The following is a 23466-nucleotide window of genomic DNA, read 5'->3' as shown; positions in this document are numbered from 1 at the left end:
AGGGTATATTAAATAGCCGTTTAAAAGCCTCTGCAGCAAGTCTTATCCGACACTGCCTATTTTCAAAGTTATAGCTTTCTGCTACAATAAATGTATGAAATTTACACTGACTATCCCAGATGGACTGCCCGCCATGACAGTCAAAGAGCTGCTGGAAGAACAATTTCTCATTCCGCGAAAAATTCGGCACTTTCTGCGGACCAAAAAGCATGTGTCCGTCAACGGCCTAGCTATCAACTGGCAGACTGTAGTCAACCCCGGAGATGACATCTGCCTGATATTTGATGAAGAGGATTATCCTCAAAAGACAATCTTATTTGGAAATGGCGAACTCGTAGAGGAGCTCTATCAGGACCAACATCTCATTATCGTCAATAAACCTGAGGGTATGAAAACCCACGCTAATGAACCAACAGAGTTGGCCCTGCTTAATCATGTTTCTGCTTACGTCGGTGAGACCTGCTATGTCGTTCACCGGCTGGATAAGGAAACCAGCGGTGCTGTCCTCTTTGCCAAGAATCCCTTTGTCCTGCCCATCCTCAATCGACTGCTGGAAAAGCGAGAAATCAGCCGTGAATATTGGGCTTTGGTCCAAGGCAAGTTCCCAGCTAAAAAGCTTATCTATAAAGACAAGATTGGCCGCGACCGCCATGATCGCAGGAAACGGCTGGTCGACCCCCGAAAAGGACTCTATGCAGAGACTCATGTGAATCGGATCAAGCAGTTTGGGCAGGCTAGCTTGGTCAAATGCCAACTCAAGACTGGCCGCACCCATCAGATCCGTGTCCATCTGGCTCACCACGGACACCAACTGGTCGGCGATCCCCTTTATCATCCGCAGCCCCAAGGCCGGCTTATGCTCCACGCCCATCGGCTGACCTTCACCCACCCTTTTACGCTAGAAAAAATCACCGTCGAAGCCCGCTCTGATAGTTTTGAAAAAGTATTAAGCAGTCTGAAGCCATGATAGACCAAGAAAAGCAACAGAATTACCTGTTGCTTTTAGTTTGGAGTCAAAGCGAGGATAAGCTATGCCAGCTTACATCACTGAGCCGGAAGTGCACTGATAAGTCTGGGCCTGATGGTTTTCTGAAAAGCTATGCTCAGCAAATAAGACAGTAAGAAAATGATAAAAAAGCCAAAACTGTAAATGGTATTCCGAGGCATTATCGACCTGAAAATGAAGATAATGAAGGGATGAATGATATAAATCATGGTGGCGTACTTTTTGGCAATATTATTCAAAATCGGAATATCAATATTGGTCCCATTTCTGACCGCGTAGAAGAAAATTGCACTGGAAGACAAAAGGGTACTAGGATAGAGGTCGTACTCCGTACCCATGAAACAATACTCAAGCAGAATCAAGCCTGCTATTCCCAAACCAATCGCCCATTTCCTGACAGACGACAAGTCGTAGGCTAAAATCCGATCCCGATGCTTGGCAAACTGCATGCCTAGAATAAAAAAGGGAAGACCCATAAACAGGAAGTTGCGATAGTAAAATTCGCTGTCTGTATTGAACTCTATACAAAAGGCCAGAACCAACAAGAATAAGGACACACCAAAGCTAGTTAAGCGGTGGAAATGCTTATAAAAAACCAGATAAAGCGTGTAGATATAGGAGATAGCCAGCAAATACCAGGTCGGTGTAGCAGCCGAGCCAATCAAGTCTCTGGGACTGTTAAAGAGGAAAAAGTCTGCAAAATCAGACAGGTTTATAGCCGCCATCTTTTCTATTAACTCTCTTGTTAGCAGCAAGTTGACAAAATGCACAATCGTGTAAAATAGGAGACTGGCAGCTGTCAAAAGGAGCATCTGCTTGAGACGATACTTGACCTTATCCCTGGAAATATTATAGGAAAAATAGCCCGACAGCATCATGAAAAAGGGAACTGCAAAGCGGGCCACAATTTGATAAAAAACGCCAAATTGCCCCGGCAGCAGAAAGTGTAAGGAAACAATACTAAAGCAAGCTAGGGCCTTAAAAGCGTGCAAAGTTGTGTTTTCAGTCTTCATGCAGACATTATAGCATGTTTATTATTACAGCTCATCAAGACCAGATTACATGCCCATTAAAAAACATATCAATTGATGACATTCTTTAAAAAGTTTTGCATCTGCAGGAGAAGACAGCTCTTATATAGAAAAACTCTTCTGCACTATTACATGAGAGTTTTATTCACCTGACTGATATTCTATGTTAGCTTTCATAGCCATTAGGATTTGAGCTTTGCCATCTCCAAGAATCTCGCATCATATCTTGGAGAGTTTTCTCAGCTTTCCAGCCCAAAATGTCATTCGCTTTGCTTGCATCAGCATAGCAAGTCGCCACATCTCCAGGTCGTCTATTCTTGATAACATAAGGAATTTTCACACCATTGACATTTTCAAAGGCCTTAACCATATCCAGCACACTATAGCCAATTCCTGTGCCAAGATTGAAAACAGCGACCCCCTTGTTTTCTAAATTATGTTTCAAAGCCAAAACATGGCCCTTGGCTAAATCGACTACATGAATATAATCCCGCACTCCTGTACTGTCGTGCGTATCATAATCATTTCCGAAAACGCTAAGCTCTTGTAATTTACCGACCGCAACCTGAGTAATATAAGGCATGAGGTTATTGGGAATTCCATTTGGGGCCTCACCAATCATACCAGACTCGTGAGCACCAATTGGATTAAAATAACGAAGATTAGTCACAGACCAATCTGAATGTGCACGAGCAAGATCCGTCAAAATCTGCTCCATCATCAGCTTGGTATAGCCATAAGGATTGGTCGCTGAAGTAGGTAAATCTTCTGTCAGCGGTGAAATATTATTCATACCATAGACAGTGGCACTAGAACTAAAGATAATATGGTCTACTTTATTCTCTTTCATAACTTCAAGAAGAGCAATAGTACCTCCGACATTATTTTCGTAATATTTGAGTGGCTCTTGGACAGACTCTCCAACTGCTTTATAAGCTGCGAAATGGATGACCGCATCAATATGATTCTCTTCGAAAACCCGATTCATAAATCCTTTATCCGCAACGGAACCTTGGTAAAAGGAAATTTCTCTGCCTGTGATAGACTTCAATCTATCTAGTACTTGGACAGAGCCATTCGAAAGGTCATCCACAATAATGGCTTCGTAACCAGCCGCGACTAGTTCAACCACTGTGTGACTACCTATATAACCCGCTCCTCCTGTCACTAATATTTTTTTCATAACATTCCTCTCCAGTAAACCCTTAACTCACTTTAATTTTGCTAATGCAGCCTTTAAATAGCGGCCTTCTCGAAGTTGGCTGCCAATCTGTCTGGCACTTTGCAGCATTTCCTTATATTCTTCCTCTGTCAACGTATCCAACTCAGTTTTTAAATCATATAGAGAAGCAACTGCCAAACCGCATTTCTTTTCTAATATAAAATGAGCCAGAGCCGACTCTTTCCAAACTACTACAGGAAATCCTGCTGCTAAATAAAGAGAAGCTTTATGAGAATTATTAAAACGCAGATAATTTCCATATACTCCACTACAGGTTTCCGCGCTGTCTCCATCCCAGATCAAGCCAAAGCTGCCGCTGAGTACAGCCAGCAGTTGGTCTGGCATAAAAGAACCGAAATAAGTTTGATTTTTTAGTGCTCTATCGCTTTCAAAACCTAGTCCATAAAGATTGTAGTCAGGTTCTTGAGGCAGGCAATAAAGATAGCCCGTCTTATCTGGCATTAAGTTGCCAGCGACAATCATCGGGCTGTCCTTACTTGGTTCTTCTTTTTCTTGAAAATCAGGTATGAGATAATCAAAAATTTCTAAACTAACCATATTAGATTGTTGGATTCCATGATTGCTCAAAAACTCTTTCATCTTATCATTATGCACAATCAGACCATCCACTGCCCGCAAGACTTGTTTCTCCTGTAAAAAGGTCCTGATTTTCTGGCGGAGTCCAACGCTGGAATGGTTGCTATCCCGCAAAATGGCTAAATCATGAATCAGGAAAAATACTTTGGCTCCCCGTCTTTGCGCCTGCTTTATCAAATGAGCATGAAAAAATGTATGGTGAATAATAGGAAACTGAATGACTAATTCATCCCCAGCACTCAATTGGTCGAAAACGGCTTTTGTCGCAGCATACTTGTGTGCTTGAGCTTTGAAAAAATTCATCTCGTACCAATTCTCTACTCGAGGCTCTAGTCCCTTATAGCCTGCAGAAATAAAGATTGCTTCTGCATCGTCTCGCGCCTTATTTCCCGCATTTTTTTCATGTGCATTATGCATAAATGAATCTTTCAGATAATACTTGACCATTTGTCCTCTTCATCTCTCATTATTCCTAAGAATTTCCCAATTCCTCTTTAACAACATCCAGCGCACGCTCTATGGTTACGTGCATATCGTAGTATTTATAATCTGCCAAGCGCCCACAAAAGATAACTCTATCGTTCTTCTTAGCTTCTGCTAAATATTTCACATAGATTTCGTTATTTTTCTGATCATTTATCGGATAATAAGGCTCGTCACCTCTTTTCCAATCAGCTGGATATTCCCGAGTGATAACTGTCTTCTCCTGAGCCCCAAACTCAAAATGCTTGTGCTCAATGATACGTGTATAAGGAATAGTACGCTCAGTGTAGTTGATGACAGCATTTCCTTGATAGTTCGCTTCGTCTAAAACTTCATGCTCAAAACGCAAACTACGATACTCTAACTCACCAAATTTGTAATCAAAATACTGATCAATCATTCCAGTAAAGACAATCTTTTGAGCTGACGCTTCCCATCTCTCACGATCTTCAAAGAAATCCGTACCAAGCTCTAGTTCAATACCCTCTAATAATTTTTCAACTATTACATTATACCCGCCAATTGGAATCCCTTGATAACGGTCATTAAAATAATTGTTGTCATAAGTCAGACGCACAGGTAGACGCTTGATGATAAAAGGTGGTAAATCCGTCGCTGAACGCCCCCATTGTTTTTCTGTGTAGCCTTTGATTAGCTTCTCATATACATCCGTTCCAATTAGCTTAATAGCTTGTTCTTCCAAATTTTTGGGTTCAACATCTTGCATATGGGTTGTCTGCTCTGCAATCTTATTCTTGACTTCTTGTGGCGTTTTAGTTCCCCACAAGCCATAAAAGGTATTCATATTGAAGGGAAGATTATAAAGTTGACCTTGATAATTGGCTAGAGGTGAATTGATATAGTTGTTAAATTCAGCAAATTGATTCACATAATCCCAAACTTCCTTATTAGATGTATGGAAAATATGGGCTCCATATTTATGAACATTAATTCCCTCAATATTCTCACAGTAGATATTCCCACCAATATGGTCTCTTTTATCAATAACCTTAACAGTTTTGCCACGCTTCCTAGCTTCATGAGCAAAAATTGCCCCTGACAGCCCTGCACCGACAATCAAATAATCATACATAACATATCCTTATTTCTTAAATACACTTTTCAGTTCTTGAAAATCCAAGACACGCAAGGTTAATACTAATCCAGCATAGATGAACAATCCCAACATCGCACTAATCAATACATTAACGACGGAAGGAAAGTGAAGTAGGGGCTGGATGATATACAAAATCCCGTACATGATGAGGGAAGCAGCTAGTATTTTCAACATGGATGGAAGAATCTTTATCTCCTTCAAATAAGAACGAGTGAAATAAAGCTGAAGCAACCAGACCAAACCTTCAGTATCCACCGACACGATAGATGCACCGATATAACCAAGAGAGGGAATCAATAAGATATTCAATCCTACACTAAAGAAAGCCGGAATGGTCGTAGATAACATGAACTCACGATTCTTATTATGAGGAATCAGGATTTGAATCCCCATGATATTGGTCCAACCAATAAAGAACATTCTAAAGACCATAATGGCAATGGCATGCCGCGCCTCTTGGAAGTCTTGACCCAAGAAAAAATTGACAAAATCTTTGTTAACAATTAAAATACCAGCAATCATCGGAAATATCACTAAATTATATACCAAGAAGGACATTTCATGTAGTTTATTAACTGCTTTTTGATTCCCCAATGACAACAGATTAGATACCCTCGGTAGCATAACACTTCCTAGGGAAGTCACAATCGTCAACAAAATATTTAAAAGCTTGAGAGCCTGATCATAAATCCCTACATCAGTTGTTGAAGACAAGGCACCTAACATGGTCCGATCCAAGGTGATATAGAGTGAAATGGCAATCTGGGGTAAAAACAATAAAATAACTGGTTTAATATGCCGCTTAGCATAAACTATATCTAGATGAGGTCTGCCAATATGTTCTCTAGCCGGAAGCCACATGCTTAACTGTCCTAGCAAGTCATAAACAACCAGCAGGATAATATACAGATATAAATCCGATGGCTTTTTTACAAAGATAAAAACGGAAGCAACGCCTAGGAGTTTAACAGCTGTATTCCGAACCGTGATTTTTTTAAAATCTTCCATCCCTTGAAAAAGCCAGGAAATATCTAGGCCTCTAGAAAGTAAACTGAAGCCCAAAATATAGGCTATCAGATTATTCATGGACGGAATGAGTAGGCATGTAGCTATGTAAAGAACAAGCGCTAAACAAGTCGCCAAGACTTGCAAACTATAGATCCCCCAGAAAGTTTTCTGAACATTTTTGCGATGCCCTGAAATCTCCTTAGTCCCATAATTGGCCACTCCAAGTGTCGCTAAAAGTATAAAATAGGTCACTATTGAGTTGTAGTATCCGTAGGAACCTAAGTCATTGGACGAGAAAACTCGAGTGATATAAGGTGTAGTAATGACTGGCAAAACGATTACTAGCAACTGATAAGATAGATTATATAAATAATTTTTTAATACTCTCACACGGAGTTCCTCGTTTTAGATTTCTTTGATACAAGGTCGGCTGCTGGCAATGCTGCAAATAAAATAAACATAAAAATATTGTAAGACGGACGAACCCAGAAGGCTTCAAACATACAGTTGACTGCAATCAAGGACAAAGCTGTTAAGAGCAAATACTCTCTCTTTTGATAGAGTTTCCAAGACTGAAATATATAGAGTAAAACCAAGATAATGACTGGAATCATCCCATAAGTAAACAGCATCTGGACATAAGAAGAATCAACATAGTCATAACTCAAAACAGTTTCCGTCTTTCCGCCGTAGCCAATAAAGGAAATCCCCCGAATACCAAACCACTCTAAGCCATACTTCTTAAACGCTTCATGCCCCAAGTGCAACCGCATATTGGTAAAATTATTCAAGGCAACATATGTTGGATTCGACCAGCTAAAATTTTGAGAGAGATAAATCATTAGCGAAGATGCCAAACCAGATGATAACGGCAAGAAAGCCATTAGCCAAGACTTCAAGTCTTTTCTATAATAAAAATACAGAAAAACAAGAGACATTAACGCAATAGAGGCCGCATTTAAACGAGCATCACAATATTTAATAATGAAAAAAGCTAACCCTAAACCAGATACAGTACGCAAAAAAATAAATTTTTTTCTTAACAGATAGGAGACAGCAGTATAAAGATAAAAACAGTGAGAGGCAAAATCTGTCGGATAAATAAATCCAAAAGAGTTTCGAACCACTATTCCTGTTGAACGGTACTGTGCAAACTGGAGATTAGGAATCACATCTAACAAGGACAGCAAAACAGCCATGACTATAAAAAAGCTACTTACTCCAACGTAAATCCTTAAAACACTTTCCATATCCGCCTTGTAAAGAAGGACGACTAAAAGCATAGACATAAGAAAATTGAGATTCCCTGCATTAAAATAAACCAACAATCCAGATGAAAACAAAATAGTTGCTATCAGTAAGTAACTTAAAGAATAGTGGTAGATATAGCGAAAACGAAGGAGCAATAAAAAAATTGCAAAAAAAGGAGCTGAATTTGAAATCCTTGGTAGAATAGTTGTCAACATAGATGTATTAAACATATCAAGCGAAATAATAAGAATTAAAACCGCTCCTATCAGTAATTTATCACGTTCTATCTTTAACATTTTCTTTTTCCTTTTCTAATCTCTGAACTTCTTTCATTCAGTCGTTTATTTCTTCCACTTTTTAAAGTAAAAGTAGAGGCGTGGATACCTACTAATCAAAATATAGAGAATCTTACGTTTCTTACTAACTCTAGCATTCTTCAAGACAAGAGGCAAATAGGATCTCGTCTTCTCCTGAAGACGCTTGAACTCTGCTGGATTTCCATCCCGAATCATCGTAAAGATAAGAAGACTTCCTGTAAAGAAGCGTGAAATGATGGCTTCTTGGAGTTCTGAACTCTTAGGATAGATTGCATTCACAACCTCTTTTAAATGATCAATTGCTTCGTAAAACTCGTATTGTTTTGGCGTGAAAGCTGAGGCAGTAATGCTACCAGGTCTATGGTAATAATGGTAAATCGGAAGATGGAACAAGGCCACGGATTGCGCTTGGTTGAGATGCTCACTGATAACATAGAGGTCTTCGTAAATGCGCCCCTTGGGGAAGGGGATTTTCTCAAGAAGTTCTTTCCGATAGAGTTTCCCACAAGCAGAGACCGTTACAAGGTCTCCATAGAGCATCTCAGTTAGAGCCTTTGCCTTGTCATAGACCTTAACTTGATCTAAATCAAGCTGATCCAAGTGAAAATTTTGATAACGATGATAGTGAGCTGTTGGCTCTACTTTACCACTAACCATATCTGCTTGGGTACGACCTTGTAGCTCTGCCAGCAATTCCAAGGCGCAAGGTTCCAAATAGTCGTCTGGATCTAGGAAAGTAATCCATTCACCCTTGGCTTTCAAGACCCCATAGTTCCGAGCATCAGACAAGCCACCGTTGACCTTGTGGTAGCTAGTCACCCAATCATATTGCTGGGCATACTGGTCACATAAGAGTCCTGATCCATCACTCGATCCATCATCAATCAAGAGGACTTCCATATCCTTATAAGTCTGATGTTCCAAAGTCTCCATGGCATAATGAAGATAGTCCTCCACATTGTAAACAGGCACAATTACCGAAATCATCTTTTCTTTTCTTTCTCTTATTTAGTTTTACTGTTTAAATCTCAAATGAACTTTTATCTGGAAGCAGTTGGTCCATAGCCTTGATAAAGTCTGCCATCACCTGTTCCTCATCTTGAACATTGTGTCCGTCATTAATACACATAATTTGGTATTTACCAGAATTTAATATCTTCCAAAAATCTGGTCCGGCATTATCCAAAGAAAAGAGTCCCCCCAACTTTGGATTTCCGACAGCGTATTGACCACTGGCAATCTGCCAATACTTAAAGAGCCAAACATTGGTATCAGATGGATTTCTAAAGCGACTAGCCGAGGTTCTTTCCAAGACAGCTCTTTCCTTTTCCCATACTAAGTTCATCGTTGATTTTAGTAGAGGATAGGGCAGATGACTCTCCCAGAAACCACAGATAAACTGACTATTTCTGTATAGTAGCGACTTAACGATACTTTTTAATCCCTGCTTTGGATCAAAGAATTGGCCATTCTTCAAAATTTCATTTCGACTGAAATAGCTAGTGACAATCTCCATGTCATTTATCTGAAAATTCCCCGTTCCATATCGCTCAGGAATAATCGGTGAAAGAGCCGTATTATATTTGGGTAAACCATCCTCTGAGAAAAAATCTGTCGGCTCGACTGGAGCTGTCAAATACATATCGTCATTAAAAAAAACAAAATGCTCTGAGAGACCAGGGATTCGATGGATGTTACTTTCGATAGGATTGGCAGAAAAAACTGGCAGGTAGTCATTACAGATAATCTCTGTATGATCTACCAACACCAATTTTTCACTATTTATATCTAACCAGCTTGGCTTTTGCTGGTCGGTCACGAGGTAGACCTTATTGACCCAAGGAGCAAATTTTTCAACTCCTCTAAACCAATATTTAAAGGTCCCCCATTCTCGGTAAGCCTTGACTGAATTCATACTCTGTTTAGAAGTATTAACCGAGCCATCATAGCTTGATTTTTTTTCTTGCCACACAGGATTATTCCCATCAACCCAAGTAACAACAAAATCTATTTTATTCATAACTAATCTTTTCTATCTGTTTTATACAACTCCGAAAAGTTCTTGATGTAACTCTCCAAAGAAAACAGCTCTTTTTGTCTCTGATATCCTACTCGCCCAAATTTTTCTCTTTTTTCAGAACTATCTAGTAAGAGAGAAATGGCATTAGAAAGTTCTCGAGGACGATTTGATTTGACTAAGCAACCACTTTTGTCATCTACTACCATTTCAGCTATTCCCCCATTGTTATAACCAACAACTGGTTTTGAACAAGCCATGGCTTCTAGGACTACTGTAGGTAGGGAATCAGGTTTTATACTTGGTAAGACAAAGATATCAAACATATTATAAAGTTCAGAAGTCTTATCGTAGTAATCAATACGATGAATTTGTGACACAACAGATGAAGAAGCTATTCTCTTATCTAGTTCTTCTAAACGCCATTCTTCACCAGGAAAAACACCTCCAGCTAGGAAAGCCACCGCTTGCTCATTCTTTTCCAAAAGTGGCTCGACTGCTTCTATGAAATCATTTTGTCCTTTGATAGCATTGACCCGACCAATCATGCCAATCACAAGTGCATCTTGCGCAATATCAAATTTTTCACGAATAGAAGACGCATCCATTGGATAATAGACAGCATTATCGACACCGTTATAAATCACTTCCACTTGGCTATCTTTGATAAAGGGAGACTGCTTGATATGATTAGCGACCGCTTGGGACACCGTCACAATCTTGTCTGCATATCGTCCCATGAGCATATTGATAAAGTCAGAAATAGCTTTGGGTTTGACGATAATCTCATGAACATGCCAAATCAAAGGCAGCTTGAGCTTGCGTTTCAAATAGATGCCCTCCAAAACAGCCGCTGTATTATTGTGAACCATATCTATACTGTGTTCTCGAGCATAGAGGGCGATTTGCTTAGCATAGAAATGATAAGAGCGGATATAGTCTACAATGCCTTTGGGATTAAAATACTTCCTTCGTAAAATCGGATAATCCAACACACTGACCTGAGCCCCAACCTGACGCAAGGCCTCGACTAAAACACCATCATTTGGCAGGATGACATGAGCTTCAAATTCTTTGGAATCCAATCCTTTGATCAATTCCAATAAAACCTTATCTGCTCCATACATTTCTGCACCAGCATGCAAGTATAAAATCCGTTTCATTCCCTATCCTTTAAAAACTTCTTCATAATCTGACACAATCTTTTCCCATGTGAAAGCTGAGAGGATTCTTTGACTTGACTTGAAATCCAAGTCAGTTATTGCTGCCTGATCAAATCCTTCTACTTCCTCAATGACACGAGCCAACTCATCTTTTTTCCAATAAATGGCCCCGTCTTCACCAACCTCACGGTTAAAGCCAACATCCAATAAGAGATTTAATTTAGTAGATGCCAAGGCCTCCAAAAGAGACGGATTTGTTCCGCCAACTTCGTGGCCATGAAGATAGGCAAATGCATTCTCCCGAATGTACTTGAGCAATTCTTGATCATAAACTGTTCCAACAAATTTAATCCTTGGATCTTTATCAAATCCTGTGTCTTTGAGCAGCTGATTGTAAAACTTGTTTTCTTCAACATTGGTAATCAGGACAAAGTCTTTTTTAGAATGAGATGCCATAGCCCCCTTAATCATGGCTTGATAGTTATTTTCTGGCACAAAGCGCCCAACAACTAAGTAATACTCATTCTCAGCAATATCTTTTTCCTGATACCATGATCGAACTTTGTCTTCGTTAGCAGACAACTCAGATCTGCTTGTATCTGTCCCATAGGCAACGTAAGTTGTCTTTGGAGCATATCTCACATAGTCTGCTTTTATGTAAGATTCGATATTCTCACTATCACAAACTAAGAGATCTGCATGCTTAACCATCAGTGCTTCAGAAATTTTCCAATACTTGCGTACTGGCATGCTCCATTTAGCTCGCAGCCATTCATGACCATCGGGATTGACAAGGAGCTTGCCGCCCAGTGCTTTGATTTTCTTTTTGATGTTTCCGATAAAAGGGCCAATTCTACAAGCTAGAACGTAGAAAATTGGCTCAGAATCTTGATTCTGCTCAGCTAGCTCAATAGCCTTATTTAGCGCAGCAATATCGTAGGCAATCGCTCGAGCTGAGCCAATCTTAGGCACATCTATGTTGTAACATATAGCTCCATTATACTCGAAAGTATCCTCTAAAATCCCAGACTTGGCTGAATTCTCCCTCATACAAGCCACATAGTACTGGATATTAGAATTTTTCTGGCAGGCGGTCAGCTTCTCAACAAAGGTCTCAAATCCACCATATTTAGCTGGGATACCTTTAGATCCCACGATATAGACTGACTTTTTCATACTCCTCCTAACTCCGAAAAACAATTCCCCCTACTTTGCTCCATCTCTAGCCAATACGACTCTAAATGTCTTTAGCAAAATTTTGATATCTGACCAAATCGTCCATTCATCTATATAAGCAACATCCAAGCGTACCACTTCATTAAAGTCTGTAATTTGACTACGGCCGCTAACCTGCCAAAGACCTGTGATTCCTGGCTTAAAACTAAGACGCCGTTTTTGCTCTGGTGTATATTGCTCGTACTCATCCACAGTTGGCGGTCGTGTCCCAACCAAGCTCATATCCCCAATTAAAACATTATAAAACTGTGGCAGTTCGTCTAAGCTGGTTTTACGGATAAAGCGGCCGATAGGCGTAATCCGTGGGTCATTATTGACCTTAAACATACCTCCAACCATCGTATTCTGCGCCAACAAATCTTTTTTCCGCTCTTCAGCATCAGTGTACATAGACCGGAACTTATAGAACTTGAAACGACGCCCATTCTTCCCAATTCTCTCCTGGACAAAGATAGCAGGTCCACCATCCTTCTTGATAAGCGGAACTAAAACAAGAGCAGCCAAACCACAGAAGAAGAGACCAACCAGAGCACCAATAATATCCAGCGTGCGTTTTGCTAACACATGGCCATACTTGTAAAAGTTTGTTGAAAAAGTGACCACACTCAAGCCTGCAACTTCTCGAACCCGTTTCTCTCCCATAGAGATAAAATCGAAAACATTGATATTGACAGAAACATCGATTCCCATTGCTTCAAACTGTGAAATAAATCCTTCAATGTTATATTCCTCATTTGGCAGGTTGATGAACACTTCGTCCACTACTTCACGCGTTGCAAATGAAACGATTTTTTCTTTAGGAACGATTTTTACATTGGGATTGCTAAACGGAGCATCATCTAGCAAAGACACCGCAACAATCCTGCCCCCTATATCGAATGATTCTTGCAGGCGTTCAAAGACCTTATCCAGAGAATCGCCTGTTGTAATCAGAAAAACTCTTTTACTATTTTTCAAGTTTGGATAAACAGTCTTCTGATAACGTTTAAAAGCCAAATTGACAAAATAGACTAGCGCTGCATTTACAATGACAAAGTAAATAAGCCCTCTTCGAGAAATAGAAAAACTATCTTGCATCATGAAAGAAGCAAAACTAATTGCCAAACTATAAAAAATACTATATCTCACAGTGAAAATAAACTCTTCTAAATAGCCTCGCTTCAGGATGTCATAGCAAAAATCGCTGGCATAAAAAGCAATGACATGCAAGAATGCAAGCACTAAAATACTGTGCTGATTGATTTCCGTTTCCCTTAAAGGACTCACTAAAAATCCCGTAAAGAGTACAGCAAAAAGCTGAACAAAGGCAAGTTCTGCCTTTTGAAATTCCTTCCTGTCTCTAAACATAATAATCTCCCAATTATCCTAAAACTCTTTAATCCCTATTATTTCCCATAATTGCCATAGCTGCCGTATCCCCCATAAGTTCCGTAGGCACCATAGCGTTCCAAATCAATGTTATATTTATTGAGGACAACACCCAAAAAAGGAGTTCCCGTTTGTTCCAACTGCTCTTTAGCTTTCATGACTGCTTTTCGTTTGATATGGCCTGCTTGTGTCACCAAGAAGCTGGCATCGCATTTCTGAGCGATGATAGCCGCATCAATGACCAGACCAATCGGTGAAGTATCCACAATGATGTAGTCATAACGAACACGCAAGTCCGTCAAAAGTGCTTCAAACTGCTTGCTTTGCAAAAGCCCCGTCGGATTAGGTGATACCGGACCAGACAAGATCACATCTAGGTTGTCCAGATCTGTATCGTTGATGACTTCATGCAGGGCAGCCTGTCCTGACAAATAGTCCGTCAGTCCTGATACTTTTCTCTGACTGCTAAACACACCGGACATGACTGAGTTGCGGATATCCGCATCGATCATCAAGGTCTTATGACCAGCTCTGGCAAAGGCGGCCGCGAGATTCACTGAGGTTGTAGACTTTCCTTCATTTGCCGTCACCGAGCTTATTTCGACCATCTTGATATTGGCGCCGCTCAGCTGTACATTAGTGCTCAGAGCGTTGTAGTATTCCTCGGTTAGTTTGACAAGGTTTCTTTTTTTCCTAACTAATTCTAAGGTTGCCATTTTCTCTCCCTTACATTCTGTTCATATCTGGGATAACGCCCAACAGCGTCAAGCCCATGACTTCTTCAATGTCCTCTGGCTTCTTCACCCGATCATCCAGGATTTCGACAGCGATGATAAAGATCGACATCAGGACACTGCCCCCTAAAAATCCTAAGATAACATTACGCCGAATATTTGGTGAAGAAGGCTCTGCTGGGACTGTTGCTTCTTCCAAAGTTGTCACATCAGAAACTTTTGTCACCTCGATGATTTTCTCAGCAGCGATATTACGAAAGGCATTGGCAATGCGAGCCGCTTCCTCTGGATTGTCATCTTTAACTGTAATCGAAACGATACGAGTATCCGCCGGAACGGAAACTGTGATGTGACGCGTCAGCTCTCTTGGTGACGTTTGCAGTTTCAGCTCACTAATTGCCTGTGATAGAACCGCCTGTGACAGAATGATTTCCTTAAAGTCCTTAACGAGGTAAGACCCTGCCTGCAAGTCCTGATTAGTCAAAGCTGCCTGCGTTTCGTTTTGACGGCTGACCACATAGATGCGTGTGGTACTCTGATACATTTTCTTAGCAATAAAGACGCTGTAGCCAAAAGCCAGCAAAGAAAAGAGCACCGCTCCCAATACGATGGTAAATTTCTTCAGCCATAAGGCTCTCAGCAAGGACAGAATATCGATTTCTACGATTTGCTTTTCTTGTTTTTCCATTTTTCCCCTAAATCAATTCATTTTTCAATAATAATGCTTGGTTGCCGCCAAAGAGAGCTTCTGCCCGGCGGGAACCGTATTTTTTAGCGACGATGTCAAAGGCCTCCTTCATAAAGGGCGGTCTCTGACTTAGATTGTGCATGTCGCTGGCAACAAAGTGGACCAAGTCCTTCTCCAAAAAGAACTGAGCCCGTTTTTTCATAAATTTATGCGAGTCTCCAAGCAGCTTAGGCTTTAGAACACTGGAGCTGTTAATCTGAGTATAGCAGCCCATATTAATGAGTTCCTGCACCTTCTTTTCATCATTTTCCAGGCAGTGATAGCGCTCAATATGAGCCACGACCGGTGTCAGACCTAGGCGCAGAATCTGAGCCAAGCCTTTATGGATGTCCTTATAAGGAGTTGCCATGCTAAACTCAATCAGCACATAGCGTGTGCCAGCTAGACTAGGGAAAATCCCCTTTTCCAACTTATCCGCCACATCACTGGTGTAGTAAATCTCTGCCCCATAGAGAACCGTCAAGTCAGGCGCCACAAGCTCTGCCAGTTCTTTTACCATTTTAAAGTTAGAGCTAATGGTCTCTTCAGGCGTTTCAAACATGCCCTTTCTGCGATGAGAAGTAGAGATAATAGTCCTAACTCCCTGTCGATAGCTTTCTTCCAGCAGTTTTTTGGAATCCTCAAAATTCTTAGGACCATCGTCCACATCAAAGATAATATGAGAATGGATATCAATCATGGTGTTTTCCCTTCCATTACCTGCTGAATCGCTGCCTTAGCATTATCAAGGCTTTCTGGCTGGATTTCCATCATGTAGAGATTGGAATCTGGCATAGCGTAGGATGGTAGATCCATACGACCGTTTCCGCTGATGGCTTGTGACTGAACTTGATAGCTTCCACCTGACTCCAGCTGGGTATTGACCAGATTCATAAGAACAGGCAGCTCCATATTGGTCTGGATAGAGTCCTGCAAGCCGGAAATAATCTCGTTGTAGTTCTTCAAAGCACTGGTTGAAGTCAGCTTTTTAATGACTGCTTCGATAACCTTTTCTTGATTTTTTCCGCGGTCATTGTCGCCCCCCTGAAGAGAGTAACGCTCGCGAACAAAGCCTAGTGCCTGATCTGAGTTCATGTGGACTTTCCCTACTGGGAAATGATGATTGCCATGTCGGCTGGTAAATTCTTGGTCATTTTCAACATCAATCCCTCCCAACAGGTCTACCAGCTTGAGGAAGGAAGTGAAGTTCAGACGAACGTAGTAGTCAATGCGAATGCCGTAAAGATTTTCCAGTGTGTGGACAGAAGCATCTACTCCATAAATCCCTGCATGGGTCAGCTTGTCCATCTGCCCAGCTCCTCCATCTGCAATAGCCATATAAGAATCACGAGGAGTTGTCGTCAATAGGACTTTCTTGGTCTTGCGATTAATTGTCATGATAATATTGACATCTGAGCGTGAGACAGATGAGATAGACCCATAAGTGTCAATACCGCTGACATAGATATTGAAGACATCCGCATCAGCAGCATCGCTCCGTTTGCCGGTCTCTACCTGACGGGTAATTTTATAAGTATAGATTTTCTTTATCTTTGAAGCATAGTCAGCATCGTGAGAAGCCAGCATATCTCCAAACGAGCTATTGAGGGCAATGGCCTCCGTCTCTTGATTCATAAGGGCCTTGTAAGCTGCGATATAAGACGAGCTGTTTTCTACAGTGAGTTCTGTCTTTTTAGTCTTCTTGATGTGGTCCAGAAGAGCCGTCACATTGTCCATATCCCCATTTTCAGTCGGAGCCGTCAGCTTCTGCAGCTGGGTCACATCTGATTTGTCGCTGTCTGCTCGGACATAAACCGCCATTTCAATTTCAGAGTAATTTGAGGTGGAGTTCACACCTCTAGATAAGTCCATTAGCTCCTTGACCCCGTACATGGCTCCTGAAGATACCAACAAGGTCACAAGCAAAAGCACCGTGGTCAGGACTTTGAACTTATTTTTCCATACAAAGAAGGCTGCCAGTAAAATAACAGCCGCCAAAAGAGCAGACAAAATAAGGTTCAGGTGATGAAACGCCAGAACATTATTTTTAAATATAGAAAAAACAAGCAAACCTGAAACCAAGCTTACCAATGTCAGTAAAGCTACATTAAAGAGCCTCAGCTTCTTCCCCTTTTTAGAAGCAGGCACATTTCTCCTATGATGATTCATAATTCTCCCTTTTTCTCCCCTGAGATATAAATACATTTTATTATATCATAAATGCATTATGATAAACTAAAATATTTAAAAATATTTTAGTTTTTTCCAAAATTTGTTGACAAAAAAGGACAGTCTGTATTAATTTTCAGTAAATTCCTTCTCCCTTTTCGAAAAACCAATATTTTATACTGTTTTTGGCAACAGAAAAAGAGGTGAAACCTCTTTTATATCAGTATTTTGCTTTTTTTTAAAGCATCTTATCCCTGTCAACTTGCTCATAGGCCTGCAAGCCATCATTGAGATTCTCCCAGATGACTACCTGGCCAGACTGAAGGGACTTCTGCACATCAATGATGCGCTGATTGGAAGAACCGCGGAACTGCAGCATAAGATTCTTCTTGCTAAGGTCAAAACGGCCGTCCACTAGAATGTCAATCAAACTCAGCAGTTCCAGCTTATCCTCCGTTTCCAGCATCATCTCCTCCCAGGTGTAGCCCGTCCAGGACCAGATATCTTTGTCTGGAAGCTCTCTCCGAATCCGCTTGACCAAGGGCAGGAGAATGCCTGTATTGAGAAAAGGCTCGCCGCCTAGGAGGGTCAGCCCCTGCACATAGGGTTCCGCCAAGTCTTTCATAATCTGCTCCTCCAGCTCTTGGGTATAAGGAATGCCAGCGTTGAAAGACCAGGTTGCTGCATTATAGCAGCCCTCACAGTGAAACATACAGCCACTGACATAGAGAGAGTTACGGACACCTTCACCATCCACAAAGTTAAAGGCCTTATAGTCAATGATTCGCCCCTTACTCAGCTCCTCACTTTTCCATTCTTGAGGTTTGGGATTGTTCATCTTCATCCTCCAAATCAATCCAGTAGCGCTGACTTCTGTCGATTGTATTTTCGTAAACACCGCCAGCAGAGAGAATGGTGCGACGACTGGCTTCGTTGTCTTCATCGCAGGTAATCAGCACTCGTTCTAGTCTTTGCTTTCGAGCCTCTGCTAGTCCTAGCTCTAGCTGCATCTTAGCAAAGCCCTTTCTGCGTTGACTGGGCCGGATAGAATAGCCAATATGCCCACCCTCTACAAATAATTTGTCATTTAAGGACAGGCGTAAAGCTAAAAATCCCAGAGGCAAGCCAGTCTCATCAAAGGACAAAAATTGGATGGCAGGAACCCAACCTGCTGGCAAGTTTGCCACATCTTCCTTCTGTTCTACAATCTTTAACCAATCCTCATAATCCTTTGCTCGCTTCCAAGTGGAGCCCATGCCACCATGCATATAAGATTTTGCAGCATCGAACTCCGCAATCATCTCTAAAATCGCATCTTTATCTTCCAAAGTTGGTCGTCTTAGCTCCATATTCCCTCCTTAATTGACATCAATCCAGTAACGCTCTTTCCCGCCTCGAACATCCTCTAAAGCTCCGCTATTAGCCAGAATCACTGCCCGGCTGGCAGCATTGTCACTATCGCAAGTCACTAGGACTCGTTTTATATTTTTACTTTTGGCTACTTGCAAGCCTTGTCGCAGCTGCTCTTTTGCCAATCCTTTCCCACGCGCAGAGGGACGGATACTATAACCGATATGCCCGCCTTCTTGGAGCAAATGGTCATTGAGCCGCAAGCGCAGATTGAGAAAGCCCACAGCCTGACCATCCGCAGCAAAAGAGATTAGTTGGATGTAAGGCACAAAACCTTGCGGCAAGCCTAGACCTGCCTCGGCTAGCTGAATCGTCTCCAGCCAGTCCTCATAGACAAAATCTGCTCCGCCAAAGAAGCCGTCCTGTCGGCTACCAGCTGCTTCAAAGTCAGCCAGCATCTCTAAAATTTTTTCCTTGTCTTCTAGTTCCGGTCGTCTCAGCTCCATACTTCCTCCTGATACGAAGAGAGTGAGACCGCCTTGCGCCCCACTCTGACTTCTATTGTTTCTTGTTCTTTTCTAAAAATTGCTGACGCAGTTTGGCCAATCGCTCTTTTTTGCGGCTGCCGCCCTGCGAATGTTTTTCATGGAAACGCTGCACCTGAGCCTTTCCTTTGTCATCCAATTGATACTTTCCCATCTTAATTTCCTTCGTACTTAATAGTCGAGCCATTCATATGCTTGACCCGAGCTGATATTTCCTTGTGTCGGCCATTGACCATTGGACGGGCTTGTGGATTTCCTAAGTAACCACAGGTCCGCTTGACTACATCGACCGTCTTGGGATCGCTGTTGCCACAGTTTGGACAGGTGAAGCCCCGCTCGGTCGGCGTGAAATCCCCCTCAAAGTTACACTTGTAACAGCGGTCAATCGGTGTATTGGTTCCCAGATAGCCGACTCGGTCATAGGCATAGTCCCAGACAGCCTCCAGTGCTTTTGGATTTTGCTGCAGCACAGGATATTCACAGTAATGGATAAAGCCGCCTGAGGCTCCTACTTCAGGATAAATCTTCTCAAAGTCCAGTTTCTCAAAAGGCGTTGGATTCTTGCGCACATCGTAGTGGAAAGAATTAGTATAGTATTCCTTGTCAGTAATATCCGGAACGACCCCAAACTTCTCTGTATCCAAGCGACAGAAACGGTCGGTCAGACTTTCAGATGGCGTCGAGTAAACAGAGAAATGATAGTCATACTGCTCGGACCATTCTTCCACCCGACGCTTCATATCTTTGACAATAGCAACCGTAAAGTCCTTGGCTTCTGGATTAGTTTCCCAGTCGCCACCGTAAAAGACTGCTGCCACTTCATACAAACCGATATAGCCTAGGGAAACCGTTGCACGACGGTGAGTAAAGAGCTGGTCTACCTGATCATACTTGCCCAAGCGTTGGCCAAAAGCCCCATACTGATAAAGAATCGGTGCATTGGCTGGACTGGCTTCCTTGGTCCGCTCCACTCGGTAGACCAAAGCATCTTCAGCGATATTCATCCGCTCGTTAAAGAGTTCCCAGAATTTATCCAAATCCCCCTCGGATTCAAGCGCAATCCGCGGCAGATTGACAGTAACGACACCTAGATTCATACGGCCGGAGTTGACTTCCTGTCCATTTTCATCCTTCCAGCCTTGCAGGAAAGAACGGCAGCCCATCGGAACCTTGAAAGAGCCAGTCAAATCAATGATTTTATCATAAGAAAGGACATCTGGATACATCCGTTTCGTCGCACATTCTAGCGCCAGCTGTTTGATATCGTAGTTGGGACTTCCAGGCTCTAAATTAAGGCCACGCTTAAGAGTGAAAATCAACTTAGGAAAGATAGCCGTCCGATGTTCACTTCCCAAACCTTTGATACGGATATTGAGAATAGCCTTCTGAATCTCCCGCTCAAAACGATTGGTTCCCAGCCCGAAGCCCAGCGAAGTAAAAGGAGTCTGACCGTTAGAGGTAAAGAGAGTATTGATCTCATACTCCAGCGACTGCATGGCATCGTAGATGTCCTTCTTGGTCTTCGCCCAGGCGTACTCTTTCTGCTTATCCGGCAAGACCCATTGCTCCGCATCCTTGAGATGCTTTTGATAATTAAGCTCAGCATAAGGCGCCAAGACTTCATCAATCCGATCGGCCGAACAACCGCCGTACTGGCTGGAAGCTACATTGGCAATGATTTGCGAGATCTGAGCTGTCGCGGTCTGGATAGACTTGGGACTCTCTACTTCTGCATTCCCAATCTTGAAGCCATTTTTCAGCATGCCGTCAAAGTCAATTAGACAGCAGTTAGTCATCGGCGTATAAGGGCTATAATCCAAATCATGGTAGTGGATGTCCCCCTTCTGGTGAGCATTGGCCACATGAGGCGGCAGCATCTTAAGGCCGATGGATTTGCCGACAATCCCAGCCGTCAAATCCCGTTGGGTATTGAAAACATCACTGTCCTTATTGGCATTCTCGTTGACTACCGTGCGGTCTTTGTTGAGGAGCTTGTCAATAGTAAAGTTGATATCAGTCGCTTTTGAGCGCTCAAAATCCCGTTGGGTGCGGTAAGTGATGTAGTTCTCTGCAATGGCATATTCCTTGGCATTCAAAAGCTCATGCTCAACGATGTTCTGAATCTCATAGATTTTGACATACTTAGCGAAGCGACTGCTGATTTCTGCCACAATGCGGTCTGTGATAGCTTCTAGCTTGGCTTCCAGCATTGGATTCAGCGGACCGACTTCCTGAGCCGCCCGCACCATAGCCTTATAAATCTTTGACACATCAAAAGCCACTCTGCGGCCATCCCGCTTCTCCACATAAATCGCTGGAGCAGTTTCAAACTTCTCTTCCCTTAAAATCATCACGAACACTTCCTTTTCTCTGCCCTTAGGACAAATCAAGTCTCTTTAAACCTATCGCTTGCGAAGAAATTTCCAAGAAATCTCCGACAGCAGTTCATCCAAAGAACAGTATTTTATAAATAAGTCGATACAAGACTCATTATAGCACGTTAAAATTAAAAATCAATATGTTGTGGCAAAAAAGTTATTTTTTCTTTTTATACACAACATATTGATTTTTTACTACTTAAGTTGATAAAGCTTGAAATGGTCGAGTTTGAGGTCAGATTCCTTATAATTTTTGGAAATTAGCTGTTTCGCATCCGACAGCAGTTTGACATCATTGTTGACCAAAATATACTTGGGCTGGCTGTTTTCAAGTCCATTCTGAAGACCCAAACGATTTTCAGCCGTTCCCACATACAAAGTTGGAGACAAGAGAGAAACAGCTGATAGGCGGCCGCTCTTTTGATACAGACTAGCCGAGGTGTCCCAGGCATAGATAGTATCCCCATCCTTGGTCTTTTCCTTAATATACTGAGCCGCTTTACTTCTTTCAGCAGAGACACCGCTGGAAAGGATATACTCATTCACCAAAGGATAACCAATCAGATAAAAGATGGCTAAGAGTGGCAGAAAGAACTGGCCTGAAAGATAAGAAGTCCACATCGTAGGGCGACGGCGATCCCTGCGGTGACGCCCCGGTGCCTGCTGCTTGCCTTTATTGAACCACAAAGCAAAAAGAATCATGGCAAAAGGCAGAGCCGGAAGCAGTTGATAACTGCCTTGATCTGGCAGGATAAAAGCTGCAAAGACAGTAATGAAGAGCCCTAGCAGACCGATAAAGCGCAAGACGCGCAGGCTGGTTGCTTGCCCCTTTTCTCTTGAAAAGAGATTGGCACCCAAAGCAGAGATAAAACCCAAACCAAGAGTCAACAAGCCATAATAAATCAGATTAGAAATACTATGACTGCCAACCAAGCTGATGGAATCCCAAGCATAGGTCACCTGACTAATGGCTTGGCCAAAGGTTTGATTGGCAACAGTAAAGTAGCCGATAGGATAAAAAATCACTGAGAAGCCAAAGAGACCAGCTAAAAGCTGATAGAAGCCTCGAGCCACACGCTTAGCTACGATATTGTAGACCAAAAGCACCAGACCAGTCAAAGAATAGAAGACTAGGCTGGAAACCGGATCAATCATAAAAGCAAGAGCTCCGAAAGCCCCATAAAGAATGAACTTTTCATCCTTGATCGAATCCTGCAGATAGCGCACCAAGAAAGAAAGATTCCAAAAAATAAAGGGCAGAACAAAAATACTAGAGTAAAGGCCACCAAATCCAAGGGCAAAGACTAGCAGGTAAAAGAGCAGCAGGAGGCTGCGCGATAAATCCTGTTTAGGCTGTAAGAGCACCAAGGTCTTGTGCAGGAAAAGTCCAGCCAGCCACAGAGCCAGCGTCTGAAAGACCATCCACAAAAGCTGCCCAAAAGCTAGACTGCTGGTCCAAGCCATCAGATAGTAAAGCAGGCCACTAGTCCCATATATTTGCGAATAAGGCACCTGCCCCTGAGTCATGGCCCAGCCGGCATAGAGGTTCTGGCTTTGTAAATTCGTTGCTAGATTGGTCAAAAAAGGATTAACCACACTCAGCAGGCTGATAGCCAAACTGCACAAGAGCGTCAAAAAATAGGGCGTCGGCTCTGGCTTGGTAATTTTTTGCTCAGACCTTTCAGCCCTAGTCAGCTGCTCCTCTGAAACCTCTAAAACTTTTTCTTCCGTTGTATCATGCATATAA

The 23466-nt window shown here is 42.1% G+C and carries 22 protein-coding genes; 1 reads left to right on the top strand and 21 read right to left on the bottom strand.

What is annotated here, in order from left to right:
- Positions 1-94: 94 nt before the first annotated feature.
- Positions 95-967, top strand: coding sequence for an RluA family pseudouridine synthase (locus tag DQM55_RS00880; RefSeq protein ID WP_172454689.1), 873 nt, complete (start codon positions 95-97; stop codon positions 965-967).
- A 77-nt stretch (positions 968-1044) separates the two neighbouring features.
- Here the strand turns inward: DQM55_RS00880 and DQM55_RS00875 are convergent, their stop codons facing one another.
- The 21 genes from DQM55_RS00875 to DQM55_RS00775 form a co-directional block, all read right to left on the bottom strand.
- Positions 1045-2019: an acyltransferase family protein gene (locus tag DQM55_RS00875; protein WP_111675173.1), complete on the bottom strand. Its 975-nt coding sequence runs from the start codon at positions 2017-2019 to the stop codon at positions 1045-1047.
- Between the two features lie 184 nt (positions 2020-2203).
- Positions 2204-3220: a UDP-glucose 4-epimerase GalE gene (gene galE / locus DQM55_RS00870; RefSeq protein WP_111675172.1), complete on the bottom strand. Its 1017-nt coding sequence runs from the start codon at positions 3218-3220 to the stop codon at positions 2204-2206.
- A gap of 27 nt (positions 3221-3247) precedes the next feature.
- The gene (locus DQM55_RS00865) at positions 3248-4303 is read right to left on the bottom strand and encodes a galactofuranosyltransferase (protein ID WP_111675171.1); all 1056 of its coding nucleotides are present in this window, start codon (positions 4301-4303) and stop codon (positions 3248-3250) included.
- Positions 4304-4328: 25 nt separating this feature from the next.
- Positions 4329-5432, bottom strand: a complete 1104-nt coding sequence (gene glf / locus DQM55_RS00860; protein ID WP_002905536.1) for a UDP-galactopyranose mutase — start codon at positions 5430-5432, stop codon at positions 4329-4331.
- 9 nt (positions 5433-5441) lie between these two features.
- Positions 5442-6854, bottom strand: coding sequence for a flippase (locus tag DQM55_RS00855; protein ID WP_002905538.1), 1413 nt, complete (start codon positions 6852-6854; stop codon positions 5442-5444).
- Entirely contained in the window at positions 6851-8011 is a 1161-nt protein-coding gene (locus DQM55_RS00850) for a hypothetical protein (RefSeq protein ID WP_002905539.1), read from the bottom strand. Before DQM55_RS00850 ends, DQM55_RS00855 begins: the two co-directional genes overlap by 4 nt.
- Before the next feature lie 45 nt (positions 8012-8056).
- Positions 8057-9019, bottom strand: coding sequence for a glycosyltransferase family 2 protein (locus tag DQM55_RS00845; RefSeq protein WP_002905541.1), 963 nt, complete (start codon positions 9017-9019; stop codon positions 8057-8059).
- 34 nt (positions 9020-9053) lie between these two features.
- Positions 9054-10052, bottom strand: a complete 999-nt coding sequence (locus DQM55_RS00840) for a Stealth CR1 domain-containing protein (RefSeq protein WP_002905543.1) — start codon at positions 10050-10052, stop codon at positions 9054-9056.
- A gap of 2 nt (positions 10053-10054) precedes the next feature.
- Positions 10055-11212: a glycosyltransferase family 4 protein gene (locus DQM55_RS00835; RefSeq protein ID WP_002905544.1), complete on the bottom strand. Its 1158-nt coding sequence runs from the start codon at positions 11210-11212 to the stop codon at positions 10055-10057.
- Between the two features lie 3 nt (positions 11213-11215).
- Entirely contained in the window at positions 11216-12388 is a 1173-nt protein-coding gene (gene cps2T, locus DQM55_RS00830; protein ID WP_002905545.1) for a beta 1-4 rhamnosyltransferase Cps2T, read from the bottom strand.
- 30 nt (positions 12389-12418) lie between these two features.
- Positions 12419-13795 (bottom strand): sugar transferase, encoded by a 1377-nt coding sequence (locus tag DQM55_RS00825; RefSeq protein ID WP_002905546.1) that lies wholly within the window; start codon positions 13793-13795, stop codon positions 12419-12421.
- 38 nt (positions 13796-13833) lie between these two features.
- Positions 13834-14532, bottom strand: a complete 699-nt coding sequence (locus DQM55_RS00820) for a polysaccharide biosynthesis tyrosine autokinase (RefSeq protein ID WP_002905547.1) — start codon at positions 14530-14532, stop codon at positions 13834-13836.
- A 10-nt stretch (positions 14533-14542) separates the two neighbouring features.
- Positions 14543-15238 (bottom strand): Wzz/FepE/Etk N-terminal domain-containing protein, encoded by a 696-nt coding sequence (locus tag DQM55_RS00815; RefSeq protein WP_002894051.1) that lies wholly within the window; start codon positions 15236-15238, stop codon positions 14543-14545.
- Positions 15239-15245: 7 nt separating this feature from the next.
- On the bottom strand, positions 15246-15977 hold the full coding sequence (gene cps4B, locus DQM55_RS00810; protein ID WP_002905549.1) for a capsular polysaccharide biosynthesis protein Cps4B: 732 nt from the start codon (positions 15975-15977) through the stop codon (positions 15246-15248).
- Complete coding sequence (cpsA, locus tag DQM55_RS00805) at positions 15974-17446, bottom strand: LCP family glycopolymer transferase CpsA (RefSeq protein WP_462885281.1); 1473 nt, start codon at positions 17444-17446, stop codon at positions 15974-15976. Before cpsA ends, cps4B begins: the two co-directional genes overlap by 4 nt.
- A 238-nt stretch (positions 17447-17684) precedes the next feature.
- Positions 17685-18284, bottom strand: a complete 600-nt coding sequence (gene nrdG / locus DQM55_RS00800; protein WP_172454688.1) for an anaerobic ribonucleoside-triphosphate reductase activating protein — start codon at positions 18282-18284, stop codon at positions 17685-17687.
- A complete protein-coding gene (locus DQM55_RS00795) occupies positions 18250-18795 on the bottom strand; it encodes a GNAT family N-acetyltransferase (RefSeq protein WP_111675168.1) in 546 nt (181 codons plus the stop codon). The genes nrdG and DQM55_RS00795 overlap by 35 nt, the downstream gene beginning before the upstream one ends.
- A 9-nt stretch (positions 18796-18804) precedes the next feature.
- Positions 18805-19302 (bottom strand): GNAT family N-acetyltransferase, encoded by a 498-nt coding sequence (locus tag DQM55_RS00790; RefSeq protein WP_111675167.1) that lies wholly within the window; start codon positions 19300-19302, stop codon positions 18805-18807.
- 52 nt (positions 19303-19354) lie between these two features.
- Entirely contained in the window at positions 19355-19495 is a 141-nt protein-coding gene (locus tag DQM55_RS00785; protein ID WP_172454687.1) for a hypothetical protein, read from the bottom strand.
- A gap of 1 nt (position 19496) precedes the next feature.
- A complete protein-coding gene (gene nrdD, locus DQM55_RS00780; RefSeq protein WP_111675165.1) occupies positions 19497-21692 on the bottom strand; it encodes an anaerobic ribonucleoside-triphosphate reductase in 2196 nt (731 codons plus the stop codon).
- A 222-nt stretch (positions 21693-21914) separates the two neighbouring features.
- Positions 21915-23462 (bottom strand): heme transporter CcmD, encoded by a 1548-nt coding sequence (locus DQM55_RS00775; protein WP_111675164.1) that lies wholly within the window; start codon positions 23460-23462, stop codon positions 21915-21917.
- Positions 23463-23466 lie beyond the last annotated feature (4 nt).

The organism is Streptococcus sanguinis (genome assembly GCF_900475275.1).
Lineage (GTDB): Bacteria > Bacillota > Bacilli > Lactobacillales > Streptococcaceae > Streptococcus > Streptococcus sanguinis_N.
The sequence above is the reverse complement of the archived record's forward strand: the minus strand, read 5'-3'. Positions and strand labels throughout refer to the sequence as shown.